General features: G+C 46.3%; 18 protein-coding genes. 7 read left to right on the top strand and 11 right to left on the bottom strand.

Annotation, left to right across the window (positions count from 1 at the left end; genetic code table 11):
- Positions 1-49 precede the first annotated feature (49 nt).
- The 9 genes from mraY to bioB form a co-directional block, all read right to left on the bottom strand.
- Positions 50-1,219 (bottom strand): phospho-N-acetylmuramoyl-pentapeptide-transferase, encoded by a 1,170-nt coding sequence (mraY, locus tag M2125_RS09365; protein ID WP_076024643.1) that lies wholly within the window; start codon positions 1,217-1,219, stop codon positions 50-52.
- On the bottom strand, positions 1,210-2,652 hold the full coding sequence (locus M2125_RS09360) for a UDP-N-acetylmuramoyl-tripeptide--D-alanyl-D-alanine ligase (RefSeq protein WP_280742872.1): 1,443 nt from the start codon (positions 2,650-2,652) through the stop codon (positions 1,210-1,212). The genes mraY and M2125_RS09360 overlap by 10 nt, the downstream gene beginning before the upstream one ends.
- A complete protein-coding gene (locus M2125_RS09355; protein WP_280742871.1) occupies positions 2,652-4,178 on the bottom strand; it encodes a UDP-N-acetylmuramoyl-L-alanyl-D-glutamate--2,6-diaminopimelate ligase in 1,527 nt (508 codons plus the stop codon). Before M2125_RS09355 ends, M2125_RS09360 begins: the two co-directional genes overlap by 1 nt.
- 8 nt (positions 4,179-4,186) lie before the next feature.
- Positions 4,187-5,959, bottom strand: a complete 1,773-nt coding sequence (locus M2125_RS09350) for a peptidoglycan D,D-transpeptidase FtsI family protein (RefSeq protein ID WP_280741405.1) — start codon at positions 5,957-5,959, stop codon at positions 4,187-4,189.
- Positions 5,956-6,222, bottom strand: coding sequence for a cell division protein FtsL (ftsL, locus tag M2125_RS09345; RefSeq protein WP_280741406.1), 267 nt, complete (start codon positions 6,220-6,222; stop codon positions 5,956-5,958). Before ftsL ends, M2125_RS09350 begins: the two co-directional genes overlap by 4 nt.
- Complete coding sequence (gene rsmH / locus M2125_RS09340; RefSeq protein WP_280741407.1) at positions 6,219-7,169, bottom strand: 16S rRNA (cytosine(1402)-N(4))-methyltransferase RsmH; 951 nt, start codon at positions 7,167-7,169, stop codon at positions 6,219-6,221. The genes ftsL and rsmH overlap by 4 nt, the downstream gene beginning before the upstream one ends.
- A 12-nt stretch (positions 7,170-7,181) precedes the next feature.
- Positions 7,182-7,610, bottom strand: a complete 429-nt coding sequence (gene mraZ, locus M2125_RS09335; RefSeq protein ID WP_076024638.1) for a division/cell wall cluster transcriptional repressor MraZ — start codon at positions 7,608-7,610, stop codon at positions 7,182-7,184.
- A 270-nt stretch (positions 7,611-7,880) separates the two neighbouring features.
- Positions 7,881-8,501, bottom strand: coding sequence for a 2-polyprenyl-3-methyl-6-methoxy-1,4-benzoquinone monooxygenase (gene coq7, locus M2125_RS09330; RefSeq protein WP_198929333.1), 621 nt, complete (start codon positions 8,499-8,501; stop codon positions 7,881-7,883).
- 16 nt (positions 8,502-8,517) lie between these two features.
- A complete protein-coding gene (gene bioB, locus M2125_RS09325; RefSeq protein WP_083657591.1) occupies positions 8,518-9,555 on the bottom strand; it encodes a biotin synthase BioB in 1,038 nt (345 codons plus the stop codon).
- A gap of 101 nt (positions 9,556-9,656) precedes the next feature.
- On the opposite strand from bioB, the gene bioA reads away from it, so the two are divergent.
- The 4 genes from bioA to M2125_RS09305 all read left to right on the top strand — a co-directional run bounded on the left by bioA (position 9,657) and on the right by M2125_RS09305 (position 14,209).
- Positions 9,657-10,997 (top strand): adenosylmethionine--8-amino-7-oxononanoate transaminase, encoded by a 1,341-nt coding sequence (gene bioA, locus M2125_RS09320; RefSeq protein ID WP_280742870.1) that lies wholly within the window; start codon positions 9,657-9,659, stop codon positions 10,995-10,997.
- Positions 10,994-12,232, top strand: a complete 1,239-nt coding sequence (locus M2125_RS09315; protein ID WP_280742869.1) for an aminotransferase class I/II-fold pyridoxal phosphate-dependent enzyme — start codon at positions 10,994-10,996, stop codon at positions 12,230-12,232. The genes bioA and M2125_RS09315 overlap by 4 nt, the downstream gene beginning before the upstream one ends.
- On the top strand, positions 12,229-12,945 hold the full coding sequence (gene bioD / locus M2125_RS09310; protein WP_076024635.1) for a dethiobiotin synthase: 717 nt from the start codon (positions 12,229-12,231) through the stop codon (positions 12,943-12,945). Before M2125_RS09315 ends, bioD begins: the two co-directional genes overlap by 4 nt.
- A gap of 67 nt (positions 12,946-13,012) precedes the next feature.
- The gene (locus M2125_RS09305; protein ID WP_076024634.1) at positions 13,013-14,209 is read left to right on the top strand and encodes a M20 aminoacylase family protein; all 1,197 of its coding nucleotides are present in this window, start codon (positions 13,013-13,015) and stop codon (positions 14,207-14,209) included.
- 17 nt (positions 14,210-14,226) lie between these two features.
- Here the strand turns inward: M2125_RS09305 and mltA are convergent, their stop codons facing one another.
- Positions 14,227-15,372: a murein transglycosylase A gene (mltA, locus tag M2125_RS09300; protein ID WP_277540614.1), complete on the bottom strand. Its 1,146-nt coding sequence runs from the start codon at positions 15,370-15,372 to the stop codon at positions 14,227-14,229.
- A gap of 133 nt (positions 15,373-15,505) precedes the next feature.
- The gene (gene apaG, locus M2125_RS09295; protein WP_076024632.1) at positions 15,506-15,880 is read right to left on the bottom strand and encodes a Co2+/Mg2+ efflux protein ApaG; all 375 of its coding nucleotides are present in this window, start codon (positions 15,878-15,880) and stop codon (positions 15,506-15,508) included.
- 49 nt (positions 15,881-15,929) lie between these two features.
- Here apaG and rpe point away from each other — a divergent pair, with 49 nt between their 5' ends.
- The 3 genes from rpe to M2125_RS09280 are packed head-to-tail and all read left to right on the top strand — an operon-like array spanning position 15,930 to position 18,701.
- Positions 15,930-16,646, top strand: a complete 717-nt coding sequence (gene rpe / locus M2125_RS09290; protein ID WP_076024631.1) for a ribulose-phosphate 3-epimerase — start codon at positions 15,930-15,932, stop codon at positions 16,644-16,646.
- On the top strand, positions 16,646-18,151 hold the full coding sequence (trpE, locus tag M2125_RS09285) for an anthranilate synthase component I (protein WP_277540620.1): 1,506 nt from the start codon (positions 16,646-16,648) through the stop codon (positions 18,149-18,151). The genes rpe and trpE overlap by 1 nt, the downstream gene beginning before the upstream one ends.
- Positions 18,135-18,701 carry an anthranilate synthase component II gene (locus tag M2125_RS09280; RefSeq protein WP_280741411.1) on the top strand — a complete coding sequence of 189 codons (567 nt, stop codon included), beginning with the start codon at positions 18,135-18,137 and terminating at the stop codon, positions 18,699-18,701. Before trpE ends, M2125_RS09280 begins: the two co-directional genes overlap by 17 nt.
- The last annotated feature ends 16 nt before the right edge of the window (positions 18,702-18,717 follow it).

Below are 18,717 nucleotides of genomic sequence, written 5' to 3'. Positions count from 1 at the left end.
GATTGGATTAGCAAAAGTGTTTTCTAAGTTATGCATTTTTCTATCGGGCTTACCGTAATTTGAGACTGGATAAGCCAATCAAAACTAAAAGAATCGTAATAATCCAAAAACGCACTACTACTTGGGTTTCTTTCCAGCCGCCCAATTCAAAGTGATGGTGCAGCGGGGCCATCCGGAAAATTCGACGACCAACTCCATAATGCTTTTTAGTTACCTTGAACCAAAAAACTTGCAGCATCACTGAAAATGTCTCTGCAACAAAAATGCCGCCCATTACAAAGAGAACTATCTCTTGTCGCACGATTACGGCAATCGTGCCTAAAGCCCCACCCAATGCCAGCGCTCCAACATCACCCATGAAAACTTGAGCGGGATGGGTGTTGTACCAAAGAAACGCTAAACCAGCGCCGCCCATGGCGCCGCAAAAAATCATCAGTTCACCAGCGCCTGGAATATATGGAAACAAGAGATATTTCGCATAAATTGCATTACCCATTACATAAGCAAAGGCACCTAATGCAGCCCCTACCAATATCACTGGCATGATGACCAAGCCATCAAGGCCATCGGTCAGATTAACTGCATTGCTACTACCAACGATGACGAGGTAGCTCAAAATAATGAATCCCATTACACCTAAGGGATAACTAATCTCCTTCATGAATGGAATTAATAAATTTGACTTGGCTGGTAAATCAAGTGCAAAACCACTTCTTAGCCAATCAAAAAATAACTGGAGCACCCTTAAGTTATTCACTTCTGAAACCGAGAAGGCCAAATAGATCGCAGCAAATAGGCCAATTAAGGTTTGCCAAAAGAATTTTTCTCTTGAAGCCATGCCTTTAGGATCTTTGTAAACCACCTTCCGATAGTCATCAACCCAACCAACCAAACCGAAACCAAAAGTGACAATCATCACAATCCAAATAAAACGATTGCTGATATCCGCCCAAAGCATGCAAGAGACAAAAATGGATAGCAATATCAATACGCCACCCATGGTGGGCGTGCCGGATTTCACCAAATGGGTTTGAGGTCCATCCGTCCGTACTGCTTGACCCATTTTTAATGCAGTCAATTTACGAATCACCCATGGACCCGCTGCCAAACCAATTAATAAGGCAGTTACCGTTGCCATTACCGCTCTAAAAGTGATGTAATTAAAGACGCGGAAAAATCCATAATCGTCTTGCAACCATTGCGCCAAGATCAAGAGCATGTGTTAGCCTCCCCTAATAAGGCTTTTGCCACACGCTCCATACGCATAAAACGTGAACCTTTAACCAAAATTGTTAACTTAGTATTGCCGCCCTCTGCCTGTAATACTTCAAGCAGGGCCGCATTTAATTTCTCTACATCTGCAAAATGCTCAGCCTTAGACGAAAGATTGAATTTTTTCGTCGTTTGCTTAAAACCCTCAACCGCTTTTTGCGATTGCTCACCTAGCGCAAACAGTCGGGCAACACCTTGAGCAGCAGCATATGAACCCACCTCATGATGGAATGCAGGCCCTTGGTCACCCACCTCGCCCATATCACCCAAAACCAACCAGGAGAAATCAGTCGTTTGCTTCAAAGCATCAATGGCAGCTCGCACAGAATCAGGATTAGCGTTGTAACTGTCATCAACCAGAAGATGGTTGGCATCTAAGTTCTTTGCCTGCATGCGGCCAGTAACAGGTATAAATGTTTCTAGCCCCACTTTAATATTCTCAAGACTGACGCCTGCACCCAAAGCAACCGCAGTTGCAGCCAGGGCATTGCGGACGTTGTGATTGCCCATGGTTTTTAATTGAACTTCAATAGAGCCCTGCTTTGTTTCAATTTGTACCTGACCATTACTAAGCAGTCTTCCAGTGACCGCTGCTTGCGACATCGCGCCATTAGAGAGCAAAGCAAAATCAATAATCTGGCGGCCGTGCGCGGCAGTTCGCCAAACGCTATCAAACTCAGAATCTGCAGGGAAGATTGCAATGCCATCCTTGGGTAAGGCTCGCAAGACATCAGCATGCTCTTGCGCTACAGCAGCCACTGTAGCCATAAACTCTTGATGCTCACGTTGCGCATTGTTAATGAGCGCAATATTTGCAGCAGCAATATGAGCCAGTTGCGCGGTTTCACCAGGATGATTCATTCCCAGCTCAATGACTGCCAAGTGATGAGCTGGTCTTAGGCATAAAAGTGTTAATGGCAAGCCAATATCGTTATTCAGGTTTCCCTTTGTAACCAGAGCATGTGATTCACCAACTGCCGCCTTAAATATTGAGGCAATCATTTCCTTTACGGTAGTCTTTCCATTGCTACCAGTCACCAAAACCAAAGGCAGGGAAAATTTTGCTCGCCAAGCTTTGGCTAAAACGCTTAATCCGAGACGGGTATCTGCAATACATACCGCTGGAAGGTGTGCTGGGCAAGCTTCTTTTTTGCTAATCAGTGCAGCACCTGCCCCTGCTTTCGCAACATCGACCAAATAATCATGGGCATCAAATCGATCGCCCGCTAAAGCGATAAATAATTCTGCTGGCTCCACCTGTCGACTGTCAGTACCCACTGTACTCAACATAAAATTTCGCGCTTCCGCTTCAGAAATATTGATTAACTGACTGCCGGGCAGCATAGCGCAAATATCCGCAAGGGTTGTCATGACTGGCATCACACTCCCACTCCGGCAGACAACTGAATATGTTGCTGGTCAGAGAAGTCGAACTTCTTGCCATTGATCTCTTGTGTTGACTCATGCCCCTTGCCAGCAACCAGCACGAGATCGTGCGGATGGGCATGACGAACTGCAGACATAATGGCTGCAGCACGATCAGTAATCACTTGGACATTCTGAGCATCTACCCTCATCTCAGAGCGAATCATCTGAATAATACTTTCTGGCTCTTCTGAGCGGGGATTGTCACTAGTCAAAATGACATGGTCAGCATATTGCTGCGCAATTGCACCCATTTGAGGGCGCTTCGCAACATCACGGTCTCCGCCGCATCCAAAGACACACCAGATTTTTCCGCCACGCTCCTGTGCTACAGGACGCAAAGCTAACAGGGCTTTTTCTAAAGCATCCGGTGTATGCGCATAATCAACCACTACCATCGGGTGATTCTTATTTAATGGCACTATTTCCATACGTCCTGCAACAGGACGCAGCTTAGATAGTCGCAAGCTAGCTTCTGTGCTAGTCAAACCCTGGGAAAGGAGGACCGTCCACACAGCCAAACAATTACTTAAATTGAATTGCCCAAGAACGGAAAGGTGAATCAAATCAGAAGCAAGTCCTTCACAGCAAAATACCGCCTCATACCCAAGATGACTTAACTTGTAATCCTTGACATAAGTCCGCAGCAAACGGCTTCCAAATTTCTCAAAACCTTTAAAAGCAACTTCACTTAAAGCATATCCCCATACTTTGCTGGTATTTTTCGTCAGCAATTGAATCGCTAGCTCACGCCCAAAAGGATCATCTAAATTTAAAACCGCATCTTCTAAGCCTGGTTGCTGAAATAGCTTTGCTTTCGCTTCCGCATAGTCAGCCATAGTGCAGTGGTAGTCCAAATGATCTTGGGTCAAATTTGTAAAGACAGCGCATTTGAATGTCACTCCTGCAACCCGTTCCTGATCTAAGGAATGAGATGACACTTCCATTGCCACTTGTTTAGCGCCACGATTTAGAAAATCTCGTAATTGAGTTTGTAGACGGGGTGCATCAGGAGTTGTATATCCAGTTTGCTCTAAGGATTCAAGAAAACCACTTCCCAATGTTCCTAATACAGCCACGCGATGCTCAGAAGTATCTAGTGCTTGTGCCAACCACTGAGTGATAGTTGTTTTGCCATTTGTGCCAGTTACACCAATCACATCTAAATCTTGACTTGGATTGCCATACCACTGAGCGCACAAATAGCCCGCATGTGATGCTAAATCCTCTACTGGGAAACAGTTTGCTTGTCCTTCGTATTTAGCGCCAATATCTTTAGGGTCATACACCACTGCAGCTGCTCCTGCAGCTAAGGCACTAAAAATATATTGGCGCCCATCACGTAGTGCTGTGCCATGACCTACCGGATACGCAAAAAAGATATCGCCTACTTTGATTTGACGGCTATCGGCACTGATACGAGCCGATGCTGAACTGATGCTCTGCAAATGCGAAATAAGGTGAGGAAGGTCAATCATCATATCTACCTTCATTTCTTAGCAAGCACGTGTGATGTTTTGTGTGTCACACTATGAGCCTCTGCAGGCTCTACAGTTTCAATACTGGCTTGCCTAGTCGTAATATCTGGTAATACGTTCAAAGTACGCAGAGTTTCACTCACAATGGTCGAAAATACTGGCGCTGCCACATCGCCGCCGTAATAGCTTCCGCCCGTCGGCTCATCAATCATGACTGCTACTGAAATACGGGGTGCGCTGATCGGCGCAATTCCTGCAAAATAAGCGAGATACTTATTGCCGTAACCTTTTCCAACTAGCTTATGTGCAGTTCCAGTTTTTCCACCTACGCGATAGCCATCCACTTGAGCTTTCACAGCAGTGCCACCAGGGAGCGTTACCGTTTCAAGCATCGCACGCATTTCCTGGGCAGTCTTAGGGGAAATCACTTTGGTACCAGGTTTAAATTCCGGGCTGCGTTCGATCGTAATCGGAACCAACTCTCCATCACGAGCGAAAATAGTATATGCACGCGCTATCTGAAATAATGACCCAGAGAGGCCATAACCAAAAGCGATACGAGCTTGATCACTTTCAGCCCATTTTTTATAGGGATGTAAGGTACCCGCTACTGCACCACGGAAACCAATCTTGGGTGCTTGACCAAATCCAACAGCAGAATACATATCCCACATCTCTTCTGGTGTGAGATAGTTCATGGCAATTTTTGCAGCCCCAATATTGCTTGATTTCTGAATCACTTGAGCGATTGTCAAAGTTCCATTGGGGTGGGTATCGGTAATTGGTTTTTTACCAATCAAATAACTTGCGCCGATTACCATAGTGGAGCTAGGTGTAATAACCCCTTTTTCCAAAGCAGTTGAAACAGTAAACGGCTTAATAGTTGATCCAGGCTCAAACATATCTGTTAACGCCCGGTTACGCAGTTGCTCACCCGTGAGATATCTCCGATCATTAGGGTTGTAGCTCGGATAATTTGCAAGCGCTAGAATTTCGCCGGTTTGCGTATCAAGAACAACAGCGCTGCCTGCTTTTGCATGATGTTGCTCAACAGCATTTTTAACTGCGTTATAAGCAATATATTGAATCTTGCTGTCTACGGAGAGCTGTAAATCCTTGCCGTTTTGCGGCAACCGGTCAATACCCACTTCCTCAACCACGCGCCCCAGACGGTCTATGACTACACGACGCTGCCCAGCATGTCTAGCCAACGCATCCTCCCTCGAATACTCTATGCCCTCTTGGCCCTGGTCATTCACATTAGTGAAGCCCACCACGTGCGCCATTGCTTCACCTTCGGGATAAAAGCGTCGGTACTCGTTGTTCAGTCCAATTCCAGGAATTTCTAATTGCTTAATTTGCTGAGCGATATCAGGCTCAACCTGGCGCTTTAAAAATACTTGCTTACGTTCTTCACGTAATTTTTTCCGTAAATCAGCATCATTCATTTGCAACAGTGCTGCTAACTTATGGATTTTTTCAGACGATAAGTCATCCGGAACTGTATCGATATATGCGATGATTGATTTTGCTTCTAGGCTCGTAGCAATGACTTTGCCATTGCGATCCAATATTTTTCCACGCGAGGCTGGCAATTCAAGTTCACGCTGTGTACCACGCACTCCCTTGGCTTCGTAAAAAGCATTACCCGGGCCCTGAATCCAGAAAGCCCGCAGCAAAAGCATCATAAATACAAAAAACAAAAGGAATAACATCAGGCGCGAGCGCCACATCGGCAAACGCAACACTAAATTGGGTGTAGTAGAAAAACCTACCGGCCTCATTTGGCCTCCTTCAGATAGACCGTTCTATCAGGAGAAATAGGCACCATGTTTAACTGATTACGCGCTACATCCCGTATACGAGCTGACTTAGATAAATTACGCTGCTCATACTCCAGACGCAACCAATCTTGATTTAAGCGACGCTCTTCAATTTGGGCTTGCTCTAAAGAAACAAATAATCTTCTTGCATGCTGTTGGGCAGCCACCAAAGACAAAGCGCAACCTAATAAGAGCGAAAGTAGAGTCAAGGTTGCGCGATTCATGCTGGCAACCCCATCCGCTTTTGAGCAACCCGCATGATTGCTGATCGTGCACGAGGATTTTCTTGCACCTCCTGCTCGCTCGGTTTCACTCGTGCGATGATTTCTAATGCACTTTGTGGCAAATCTATTTCTCTTAGAGGCAAGCCTCGAGGCACCTCTACTTTCGCATGCGCTTGCATGAATTGCTTCACGATGCGATCTTCTAAAGAATGAAAACTAATCACCGCTAACCGTGCACCAGGTTTCAATAATTGCAAGACTGCTTTTAAGCCTTGCTCTAAATCTTCTAATTCACGATTAATAAAAATTCGCAAAGCCTGAAATGTTCTAGTTGCCGGATCTTGTCCTGCCTCTCTAGTGCGCACAACGCCTGCAACTAAAGCAGCCAATTCGAAAGTAGTCTTTGGAGCAAGGCCCTCCTCTCGCTTAGCAACAATTGCTTTAGCGATTTGAAATGCAAAACGCTCTTCACCATATGTCTTAATCACGCGCGCAATTTCCTCCTGCGGCGCTTGCTCTAACCATTGTGCGGCAGTGAAGCCATGCTCGGTATCCATGCGCATATCGAGTGGGCCATTGCGACGAAAAGAAAAACCGCGATGTGCCTCGTCCACCTGGGGAGAGCTGATTCCCAAATCCAACAAAATGCCATCGACTGATTCTGGGCGTGCATATTGATCCATCTGCGCAAAACTGTCGTGAATGATTGTCAAGCGTGGATCGTTTATTTTTTTGGCAACCGCTATCGCATCGAGATCCTTGTCGAAGGAAATCATGCGTGCATGGGTAGGCAATTGCCCCAGCAATGCTTGCGTGTGACCTCCACGACCAAACGTTCCATCGATCACCAAAAGCGGAGTGACTGATGTTTGTTTTTGAATGAGTGGACCGTCGACTAGCGCCGTCACCGCCTCGGCCAGTAATACTGGGCGATGAGTTATGTTCATGGTGCCATGTCATCAAAAATTAAATTGCTTGAGTGCTTCAGGCATGCCTTGCGCAATCGCGGCTTGCTCTTTTGCAGCATATGAGGCTGCATCCCACAACTCCAAGTGACTGCCCATACCAAGCAACATCACTTCTTTTTCAATGCCCGCCGCTGAGCGTAATTCTGGGCTCACTAAAATTCTGCCGGCACTATCCAAATCAACTTCAGCAGCATTTCCTAGGAAAATTCGGCGCCACCAATGTGCATCCATTGGCAACTGAGCCACTCTTGCACGAAAGGCTTCCCATTCAGGGCGTGGGAACAATAAAAGGCATCCATCAGGGTGTTTTGTAAGGGTAATGCGACCCTCACCCTGCACCAACAAGGCGTCACGATGCTTTGCCGGCACAGACATGCGGCCTTTTGCATCCAAATTGAGAGCTGACGCACCTTGAAACACTTTTACCCCACTTTTTCACACTTCCTCCCACTTTAGAGGATCAACATACTAGGGTCAAGTGTTTTTGGGTAATTTTTTGGGAATTTCTCTAGTGTTTACAAACACTTAGCGTCATGTCTTGATAAAATACAGATATTAAAATTACTACTTGAAACAAGGCCTTGGAAAATATACTTAAGAGTAGTTCTTAGCTATTTACCCATGTATTGCCAAAATATACTGTATTTAAGAACAGTATATTCAATAAAAAAGTACAAATAAATTATCGAATTAAATTCGGTAAGCGCTACTTGTCATTACTTTTGACATCAGCTGCATGATTGTCTTGATTGGACGAGGTAAATCCACCCCACCAGCTTTCAAGGCAGCCTGCCCATGCGCAAATTCATCCACACGCATTTGCTCAACAATCGCTCTGGATCGGCGATCTTCTGCGGGCAATTTTTTGAGATGGCTCTCCAGATGATTTTCAACTTGTTTTTCTGTCTCAGCTACAAAACCTAAACTCCACTTATCACCCGCTAAGCCTGCTACTAGGCCGATCGCAAAGGAGCCGGCATACCAAAAAGGGTTGAGGTAGCTGGTATGAGAACCAAGCTCTTGCAGGCGCATTTCACACCAAGCCAAGTGATCCATCTCCTCTTGGCCAGAGTGATCCAACATCTGCTGAATTTCTTTCTTACGGGCCACCAACTTTTGGGACTGGTATAGGGCTTGGGCGCATACCTCGCCCACATGATTGACGCGCATCAGGCCAGCAGCATGCTCGCGTTCACTCGCATCTAAAAACGAATTGCTTGTGTGTTCTGAGCCAGGCGTTGGGCGCTGAGAATTTGCACCCCCCACGACCGATCGCAGGGCGGTATCAAATTCAATAATGAGGCGATCAATGGGGGTCATTAGAAAATTAGACCAAAACTTCAGTTTTGCAGCTTTGTTTGGTCTTTAAGCCTAGCTCAGCCAGCAGCTCTCGGTCTTGTTCTGCCTCGGGATTACCGGTAGTAAGTAGTTGCTCACCATAAAAAATCGAGTTGGCGCCAGCCATAAAACACATAGCCTGGACGGCCCTGCCCAGCTCTTGGCGTCCGGCAGATAAACGCACTCTTGCACGGGGCATAGTAATGCGAGCGACGGCAATGGTTCTAACGAATTCAAGGGGATCGAGCGGCTTTTGATCTGCCAATGGTGTTCCCGCAACGGGTACCAAATGATTAATTGGCACTGATTCAGGGTAAGGACTCAAATTAGCCAATTGAGTCAAGAATGCAGCACGCTGCTCCCGTGACTCGCCCATTCCGACAATACCACCACAGCAAACAGACATGCCTGCAGCGCGCACATTTGAAATCGTATCTAAACGGTCTTGGTAGCCGCGAGTTGAAATTACCGAGCGGTAAAAATCTTCGCTGGTATCCAAATTATGGTTATAGAAGTCCAAACCAGCCTCCTGAAGGGCTTGAGCCTGGCCTGCCTCTAACATTCCGAGGGTGGCGCAAGTCTCTAATCCCAGGGCTTTTACGCCCTTAATCATGGCAGTCACTTTTTCAATATCGCGGTCTTTGGGTTCGCGCCATGCTGCACCCATACAGAAACGATTTGACCCAGCGGCCTTGGCAGCTTTAGCAGCCTCCAGCACTTGGTCTAGATCCATCAGCTTATCCGCTTTGACGTCTGTGTCATATCGAGCCGCTTGAGGACAGTACCCACAGTCCTCAGGGCAGCCGCCCGTCTTAATGGATAAGAGGGTGGCCAATTCAATATCGCCCTCCGGAAAACTGGCTTTATGCGTTTCCTGAGCCTGGCGCATTAGCTCATTAAAAGGCAGCGCAAATAAGGCCTCGATTTGAGCGACCGTCCAATTTCCAGCTGCGTCAAGCTCTTTGCGCAAGCCAGCCCTTGATTTGATATGGGTAAGGGGTTTTTTAGTGGTTTGAGCGTCCAGCATGGTCGAATTCCAGAAATTAGATTAAATCAAGGCATAAACATAACAGAAAGAAGCCTATACGAGCAAAAACTAATGGTCAAATATAAGGAATGAAAAACACCATGAGTTCTAATCTAAATCAAATGAACTGGGTTTCAAGGAGCTTATCTGCAGTTTGGCATCCCTGCACCCAAATGAAGCAGCACGAGTCCTTGCCCTTAATTGCCATTACAAAAGGTAAGGGAGCATGGCTCTACGATGATCAAGGACGAGTGATACTCGATGGCATTAGCTCTTGGTGGACTAATTTATTTGGTCATGCAAACCCACGCATTAATCAGGCAATTTGCGAGCAATTAGAAAAAATTGAGCACGTGATGCTTGCAGGCTTCACACATCCACCGGTTGTGCAGCTATCGGAAAAACTATCCGCATTAACCCAAGGGAATTTAGGGCATGCTTTTTATGCATCTGATGGCGCCTCGGCAGTGGAAATTGCTTTAAAGATGAGTCACCATTATTGGCGACATCAAAATAAACCTGCAAAGAAAAAATTTGTCTGCTTGCATAATGGCTACCATGGTGAAACCTTGGGGGCACTTGCCGTTACTGATGTGGCGATTTTTCGCGAAGCTTATGGATCGCTCCTTCAGGAAGTATTGACTGCACCATCACCAGACGCACGCTTAGCCCAAGATGGAGAAACGGCAGAGGATGTCGCCAAGCGAGCAGCAACAGATTTGGAAACCATTCTTTCTAAAGAGCATCAAAACATTGCGGCAATCATTGTGGAGCCACTGATTCAGTGCGCAGGGCAGATGGCGATGTATTCGCCTGCATATCTTCGCCAACTAAGAGTCTTATGTGATCGCTATGAAATCCATTTGATAGCCGATGAAATTGCTGTCGGTTGTGGCCGTACAGGTAAATTTTTTGCCTGCGAGCATGCGGGTATTTGGCCTGATTTTTTAACCTTATCAAAAGGTATTAGCGGCGGTTATCTACCACTATCTATCTGCCTCACAACAGACACCATCTATCGCGCCTTTTATCAAGACCAAACTAAACACGGCTTTTTACATTCCCATTCCTACACCGGCAATCCCCTCGCCTGCGCGGCCGCCTTGGCTTGTTTAGAAATATTCGAAACTGATAATGTGCTTGAGAAAAATATTGAGCGATCAAAGGATTTAGCGAATGCATTTGCATGGGCAAAAATTAATCCTCGCATAGAGCACTGGCGCCAGCAGGGCATGATTCTTGCTTTTGATGTACGTACTGGGTATTTGAAAAATCCAAATACCTTTCCACGAGAAATGTTTTCTGCCAGTCTGCACGAGGGAGTGCTTATCAGACCCATTGGCAATACTATTTATGTCATGCCTCCTTATGTTCTATCAACCAATGAAACTATCGAACTAGGTCAGGCAGTACAACGTGCACTTGAGCAGGTATTAGCATGACAGATAAAAAACATGTTTATGCAATTGATTTGGCACAGCAGCAACTTGCGCAATTGAATTCAGAGTTATTACTCAGAAAATTACGCATTACTCAATCACCTTGCGATACGCATGTACATGTAGAGCAAAAAAGCTTGAAGGCCTTTTGTAGTAATGACTATTTGGGCCTTGCCAATCATCCAGTCTTAGTAGAGGCGCTCCGAGAAGGGGTTGTCAAATTTGGCGTTGGGAGCGGGGCATCACACTTAATTAGTGGCCACAGCATTGCTCATGACTTGCTAGAAAAAAAATTGGCGCAGTTTCAAGATAAGCACATACCAGATGTAAAAGCACTTTTTTTTAGCACTGGATACATGGCTAATATTGCTGCGCTGACTGGGTTCGCAAGATTAGCGCCAGAAGGCCAAGCTAGTATTTATTCGGCATCTTTAAATCATGCCTCCCTGATTGATGGGGTCCGCTTAGCAAAAGCACAAACCAAAGCAACAGTACATTTGTTTGATCATACCCACTTAGATACTCTGGCTCAGTTAATAGAAAAAGATTCCTCTCCCCTAAAAATGATTGTGGTCGATGGCGTCTTCAGCATGGATGGGAACATTGCCCCACTTCAAGAATTACTGAGACTTGCAACCAAAGAAGATGCATTGCTCATAGTGGATGATGCCCATGGCTTTGGCGTGCTTGGTGCGCATGGTCATGGCCTCTTAGAGCAACTCAATATTGCCTCTGATAGGCTCGTCTATATCGGCACTCTTGGGAAAGCGGCTGGCGTGAGTGGCGCTTTCATTTGTGCGCAGGAGTCATTGATTCAATGGCTTATTCAAAAAGGTCGTCCGTACATTTACAGTACCGCTACACCTCCTGCTATTGGCTATACCGTGCAAAAGAGCTTAGAGCTCATAGAGGGGGATGAAGGACAATTACGTCGCGCCCAACTAGTTAGACTGATTTCTATTTGGCAGACTGAAATGATCTTCTCAAAATGGCAGAAGTTAAATTCACCAACGCCTATTCAACCTATTGTGTTGGGGAGTAATGCAAATGCATTGCAAGCTGCAAAGTTATTAGATGAGGCGGGGTACTGGATTCCAGCAATTCGTCCTCCAACCGTACCCGTAGGTAGCTCGCGTTTACGCATTACTTTTTCCGCCAACCATAGCGAAGAAGATGTACGGGAGCTGATTAAAACATTGCAAGTAATCGAGAAAAAAGTGTTGGAATCTACATCATGAAGAGAACGCCGGGATTCTTTATTACTGGCACCGATACCGAAGTTGGCAAAACATTGGTGAGCGGTGCGCTCATTGTGAAACTGCGAGAAACTGGGATCAATACCGTTGGTTTCAAGCCAGTGGTTGCGGGTACTTACCTTGATCACAATGGGCAAAGTCTGAATGAAGATCTCGAAACATTGCGTATCGCATCCAAGCTCCCTGCCGATCAAGTGAATCACTTATGTCCCTATATTTTGGATCAACCAGCAGCGCCACATTTGAGCGCAAAAGCCAAAGGCATTCATTTAGAAAGTGATGTCATTCTCAAGGCTTTTCATGAAATTTCCAGGAATTTTGATGCAGTAATCGTAGAGGGTGCAGGTGGATTTTTGGTGCCCCTTAACCAGGATGAGAATTTAGGTGACATAGCCCAATCAATGAATCTACCGGTGATTCTGGTCGTTGGCATGCGTTTGGGATGTATTAACCATGCTTTGTTAAGTTGTGAAGCATTAAAAACTCGCAATCTACCAATTGCAGGATGGGTTGCTAATACCCTTGCTAATGCGATGCCACTACTTCATGAAAATATCCAAACACTCAAAGAACGTATTGCAGCACCCTATTTGGGGCTAATCCCCTCGTTGCCAAAAGACTTGGGAAAGGCAAGCGATATGCCCTATTCTTTAGACGCATTGCAATTTGCTGCACAGCATATAAATACCCCCTGAACCTATCAACTGACTCTAGAGGCTGACACTAAGTGCATTGAGGATCAGTTTCGGATAAGATGAAGCTATGCGATTACTACCTGAAATCGTCGATTCCGCTCAAGCAATTCAAGAAATAAGGCGCAATATTCATGCCCATCCAGAATTGCGTTTTGAAGAGAATCGCACATCAGATCTGGTTGCCCAAGCACTTTCAAGCTGGGGTATTACCGTTTTTCGTGGTTTGGGAAAAACAGGGGTCGTTGGCAAATTAGAGGGCGATCTCGGTCCAGGCAAGATGATTGGCTTGCGCGCCGATATGGATGCACTACCCCTACAAGAACACAACTCTTTTGCGCATACTTCGCAAAATCCAGGAAAAATGCATGCTTGCGGTCATGATGGTCATACAGCCATGCTCTTGGGCGCCGCCGAATATCTATCAAATCACCGCAACTTTAAAGGGACTGTCATATTCATTTTTCAGCCCGCAGAGGAGGGTGGTGCTGGTGCTCAAGAAATGATTAACGACGGCCTTTTTGAACAATTTCCATGTGATGCAGTGTTTGGATTGCATAACTGGCCCGGCTTACCGGAAGGCCACTTCGGTGTGACAAGCGGTCCAATGATGGCTTCTAGCAATAGCTTTGAAATCATGATCACCGGTAAAGGCGGTCATGCAGCCTTGCCCCATAACAGCGCTGACCCCGTGCTGACTGGAGTACAAATTGCCCAAGCCCTACAGAGCATCATCACCCGCAATAAGCGCCCAATAGATGCTGCAGTCTTATCCATCACCCAATTTCATGCTGGGGAAACCAGTAATGTCATTCCTGAGAGCGCATTTATTGGGGGCACTGTTCGCACCTTTACCCTAGAGGTACTCGATTTAATTGAAAGTCGCCTACGTGAACTTTCACATAACATTGCCAGCGCTTTCGAGTGCCAAGCAGAAATTAAATTCAGCCGTAATTACCCACCACTTATCAATCACGATGCAGAGGTTCAATTTGCCACCGAAGTCATGAGAGATTTGGTGGGAGATAAAAATGTAGACAACCGCATTGATCCAACTATGGGCGCCGAAGATTTTGCATTCATGCTGCTCCAGAAACCTGGCTGCTATGTTTTTCTGGGTAATGGGGATGGCGATCACCGCTCTGTTGGCCATGGTATGGGACCATGCCATCTTCATAATCCCTCATATGACTTTAATGACGCTTTGATTCCGGTTGGTGTGAACTACTGGGTCAATCTCGCTCAGCGCTTTCTAGAAAAAAGTTAACTCTTTTTTAGTCAGGTCTAGCGAGGAAGTAATAGCCACATCCTTCCATTTTGTTTCATACGGCCAGCCATTTCTGCGGCAGACTCACCAGAACCCCAGTAATAGTCGGCCCTGACACCACCTACAATTGCCTTACCCGTATCTTGCGCCATGACTAATTTTTGTAATGGCTGACTGCTTAATGGTTTAGTAGTTAGTATAAATACTGGGGCGCCTAAAGGCATTGCCTGAAGATCAATTGCAATACTTCTTTCCGCCGTTAAAGGCACGCCCAGCGCGCCATTGGGCCCTAGCTCAGCACTGACATTGCCCGGCAGCTCTTTGAAAAAGACAAAGCGGGGATTGGCATTGAGCATTTCATCGACGCGACTAGGATGTTGTTTTGCCCAATTTGAAATACCCTGCATCGTAGCTTCACCACGAGTAATTTCCTTACGATCTAACAGCCACTGTGCAAATGACTTAAATGGTTGGTCATTTGTACCGGCAAATCCGAGACGAAGAACGCGGCCATCCTCAAGACGAATTTTTCCTGAGCCCTGTATTTGCATGAATGCTGCCGCTACAGGGTCTTGAACCCAAGCAATCTCAGAGCCCGTCAGCATTCCTGAGCTGATCAATTGTGCACGAGTAGGTCCTGGATTAGGCTTAGTATTTTTCCAGGCGCTGGGGTAGCGATAGAGAGGAACGGTATAACTTGCAGTGCGCACAAGAGAGCCATTCATCACGGGTTCGTAATAGCCGGTGATTAAGCCAGTATTGCTGCCAGAGGAATTGCGTACTTCATACACCTGAAAGTGCGCTTCAAAATATCGACGAATGGCAGTCGTACTATTACCGTTGACTGAGTCGACTTGCGAACATACCGTGCGCCAGTTGACCTCACTACTTCGTTTTCGCAGCGCGTCACAACTCTTTAGCCATGCGGGCCATGCCTGGGATAAGTCATCATCTTGCCAGCCTGGTAAATCCTGCCACGATGCCAGAGTAAAGCTTGCTTTTGAAGAGCTGTAGGCGCTGCCATTGGCGCTTGAGGGGCGGCTTGCGGGGCCACGGGTTGGTGGGGTAGTGCACCCCAAAATCAACGCTGCTACCGCGAGAAGGAATACACTTAGGACAGTCTTTTTTACCCCAACACACTGCATCGCTTTTAATCTGAACATAGAAATCATGATTGCCAATTTACTTGATGAATACCCAATGCTGATGTTTGTCTTTGAAGCAGGTCTGGCACTGGCGCTGCTCTTGTTCATTGTCCTTTGGACCGGCAAAGGGAAAAAATAGCTCTATCAAGCTTTAATGTAGGGTTCTAGGCATTACCAGCGCAAACTCAGGGATGGGGGCTTGGAAGAACTGGGCATCCTCAGTAACGCAAAAATATTCGCCACGCATGGTTCCCGCTGGGGTGGGTAAAGTAGCCCAACTGGTGTACTCAAAATGCTCTCCAGAGCGCAATAAGGGTTGCTGACCGACCACACCCAAACCCCGAACCTCCTGAACGTCGTTATCTCCATCCGTAATGAGCCAATGACGGGCAATCAACTGAACACTAGACTGTCCCGTGTTGCGGATAGTGACGGTGTAAGCAAAGGCAAATTGGTGATTATCTGGGTCAGATTGCTCTGATAAATACTGAGTTCTGACCATAATGCTGATTTCGTGAGGGTTCATGGAGGAATTCTGCTCCATCCAGAAGCCAACTGCAAGCTAGAATCTAGGGATGGATAGCCAGAAATCAACTTCAGACACCCAATTTGTCATTGCCCCCTCTATTTTGTCGGCTGACTTTGCCTGTCTAGGCAAGGAAGTTCAAGACGTATTAGTTGCGGGTGCCGACTGGATTCACTTTGACGTGATGGACAATCATTATGTCCCCAACCTCACTATTGGCCCCCTGGTCTGTGAGGCAATCCGTCCGCACGCCATGAAAAACGGCAAACCTGCCCTGATCGATGTCCATTTAATGGTTGAGCCAGTTGACCGGATTGTTCCGGATTTTGCCAAGGCTGGAGCAGACCTTATTAGCTTTCATCCAGAAGCGAGCCCCCATGTAAACCGCACGCTCAATCTCATTCGAGATCAAGGTTGCCAAGCCGGTATTGTCTTAAATCCAGCAACTTCGCTTGCCTATTTAGATCACACCCTTGAATTAGTTGACCTTGTTTTACTCATGTCAGTCAATCCAGGGTTTGGTGGGCAATCATTTATTCCGAGCACGCTGCAGAAAATTGCTGATGTACGTGCTCGCCTAGACCGGTATCAACAAGAAACTGGTCGCCATATTCGCCTTGAAGTAGATGGCGGTATCAAAGTTGACAATATTGCTCAAGTTGCAAAAGCGGGTGCCGATACTTTTGTGGCTGGCTCTGCTATTTTTGGCAAAGAAAATTACACGGCAGTGATTGAGGCGATGCGCACTGAGCTAGGAAACATCTAATGCAACGTGAAGAATTTAGTGCCCTAGCTAAACAGGGGTTTAATCGCATCCCTCTCGTAAAAGAGGTTTTGGCTGATCTAGAAACCCCCTTATCGCTTTATGTAAAGCTGACACAGGCCTTTGGTAAAAAAAATACCTACCTACTCGAATCCGTTTTAGGTGGCGAGCGCTTTGGGCGTTTTTCTTTTATCGGCTTACCAGCCAAAACTGTTTTAAGAACCGTTGGTACCCCAATTGAGCCGCTTACTGAGGTTCTTACTGATGGCAAAGTAGTTGAAACCAATCGCGATAATCCGCTCGATTTTGTGGATGCTTATTTCAAGCGTTTTAAGGTTGCACTACAACCTGGCCTCCCTCGCTTTTGCGGTGGCTTGGCTGGTTACTTTGGATATGACACCGTTCGGTATATTGAATCTCGCTTGGCAAGGCATAGCCTTCCCGATGAATTAGGCGTTCCCGATATTCAGTTAATGCTCACTGAAGAACTTGCAGTGGTGGATAACGTAGCTGGACGAATCTATTTCATCGTGTACGCCGACCCAAGCTTGCCTGATGGCTACGAAAGGGCTCATGCCAGACTTAAAGAGTTACTTGCTTGCTTAAGCAAACCGGTGAGCATGCCTACTTCTAGAGCCAGCAAAAAAACAGAGTTAATTCGTCGATTTAAAACTGAAGATTTTGAAAATGCAGTTCGCAAAACCAAAGAATATATCTTGGCAGGCGATTGCATGCAGGTTGTGATTGGGCAGCGCATTAGCAAACCATTCACAGATTCACCCCTGTCACTCTATAGAGCATTGCGCTCCTTAAACCCATCGCCTTATATGTACTACTACGACTTTGGGGATTTACAAGTGGTAGGTTCCTCCCCAGAGATTTTGGTACGCCAAGAAAAGCGGGGATCGGCAAAGATGGTGACTATTCGTCCGTTGGCTGGAACTCGTCCGCGTGGCGCCACTCCCGAAGAAGATGAACGTCTAGCCACAGAACTATTGGCTGATCCAAAAGAAATTGCTGAGCATGTGATGTTGATTGATCTTGCGCGTAATGATGTTGGGCGCATTGCTAAAACCGGTTCTGTCAAAGTGACTGACTCGATGTCGATTGAGAAATATTCTCACGTGCAACATATCGTCAGCTCTGTAGAGGGAGAATTGCTCGACAATATGAGCAATATGGATGTATTACGCGCTACCTTTCCTGCCGGAACCTTATCTGGTGCACCAAAAATAAGAGCAATGGAAATCATTGATGAGATGGAGATTGTCAAACGGGGCGTTTATGGCGGCGCGGTTGGCTATCTCTCTTACTCGGGCGATATGGATGTAGCCATTGCAATTCGTACCGGCGTCATTCACGATGGCATGCTTCACTCTCAAGCGGGTGCTGGGGTAGTGGCAGACTCTGATCCAACTGCCGAATGGAAAGAAACCGAAGCCAAGGCGCGCGCCGTCTTAATGGCCGCCGATTTAGTACAAGGAGGACTTGATGCTCCTAATGATTGATAACTATGATTCTTTTACCTACAACCTCGTGCAATATTTTGCAGAATTGGGTGAAGAGGTAAAGGTAGTTCGTAATGACGAGATTACTGTTGATGCAATTGCCGCCTTAAATCCTGCGCGTATTTGTATTTCACCGGGACCCTGTAGTCCAGCAGAGGCTGGAATTTCAGTGGACACAATTAAACGCTATGCAGGTCAGATTCCCATTCTTGGAGTGTGCTTGGGTCATCAGGCGATTGGTGAAGCATTTGGTGGAAAAATTATTCGCGCCCAAAAAGTCATGCACGGCAAGACTGATTTGATCTCACACACTGGTGAGGGCGTCTTTAAAGATCTCCCTAATCCATTTAAGGTGACTCGGTATCACTCGCTTGCAATTGAGAAAAGCTCTATTCCAGCAGAACTGGAAATTACCGCTACATCTTCTGATGGTGAAATTATGGGTGTGCGTCATCGCCAGCTGGCAGTTGAAGGCGTGCAATTTCACCCTGAATCCATTCTTTCAGAGTATGGCCATGCGCTGCTTCAGAATTTTCTGAAAAATAATTAATTCAGCAAACCAGCTT

The sequence above is a fragment of the Polynucleobacter sphagniphilus genome (assembly GCF_029892205.1).
Classification (GTDB): Bacteria; Pseudomonadota; Gammaproteobacteria; order Burkholderiales; family Burkholderiaceae; genus Polynucleobacter; species Polynucleobacter sphagniphilus.
This window is presented reverse-complemented; position numbering and strand designations above follow the sequence as displayed.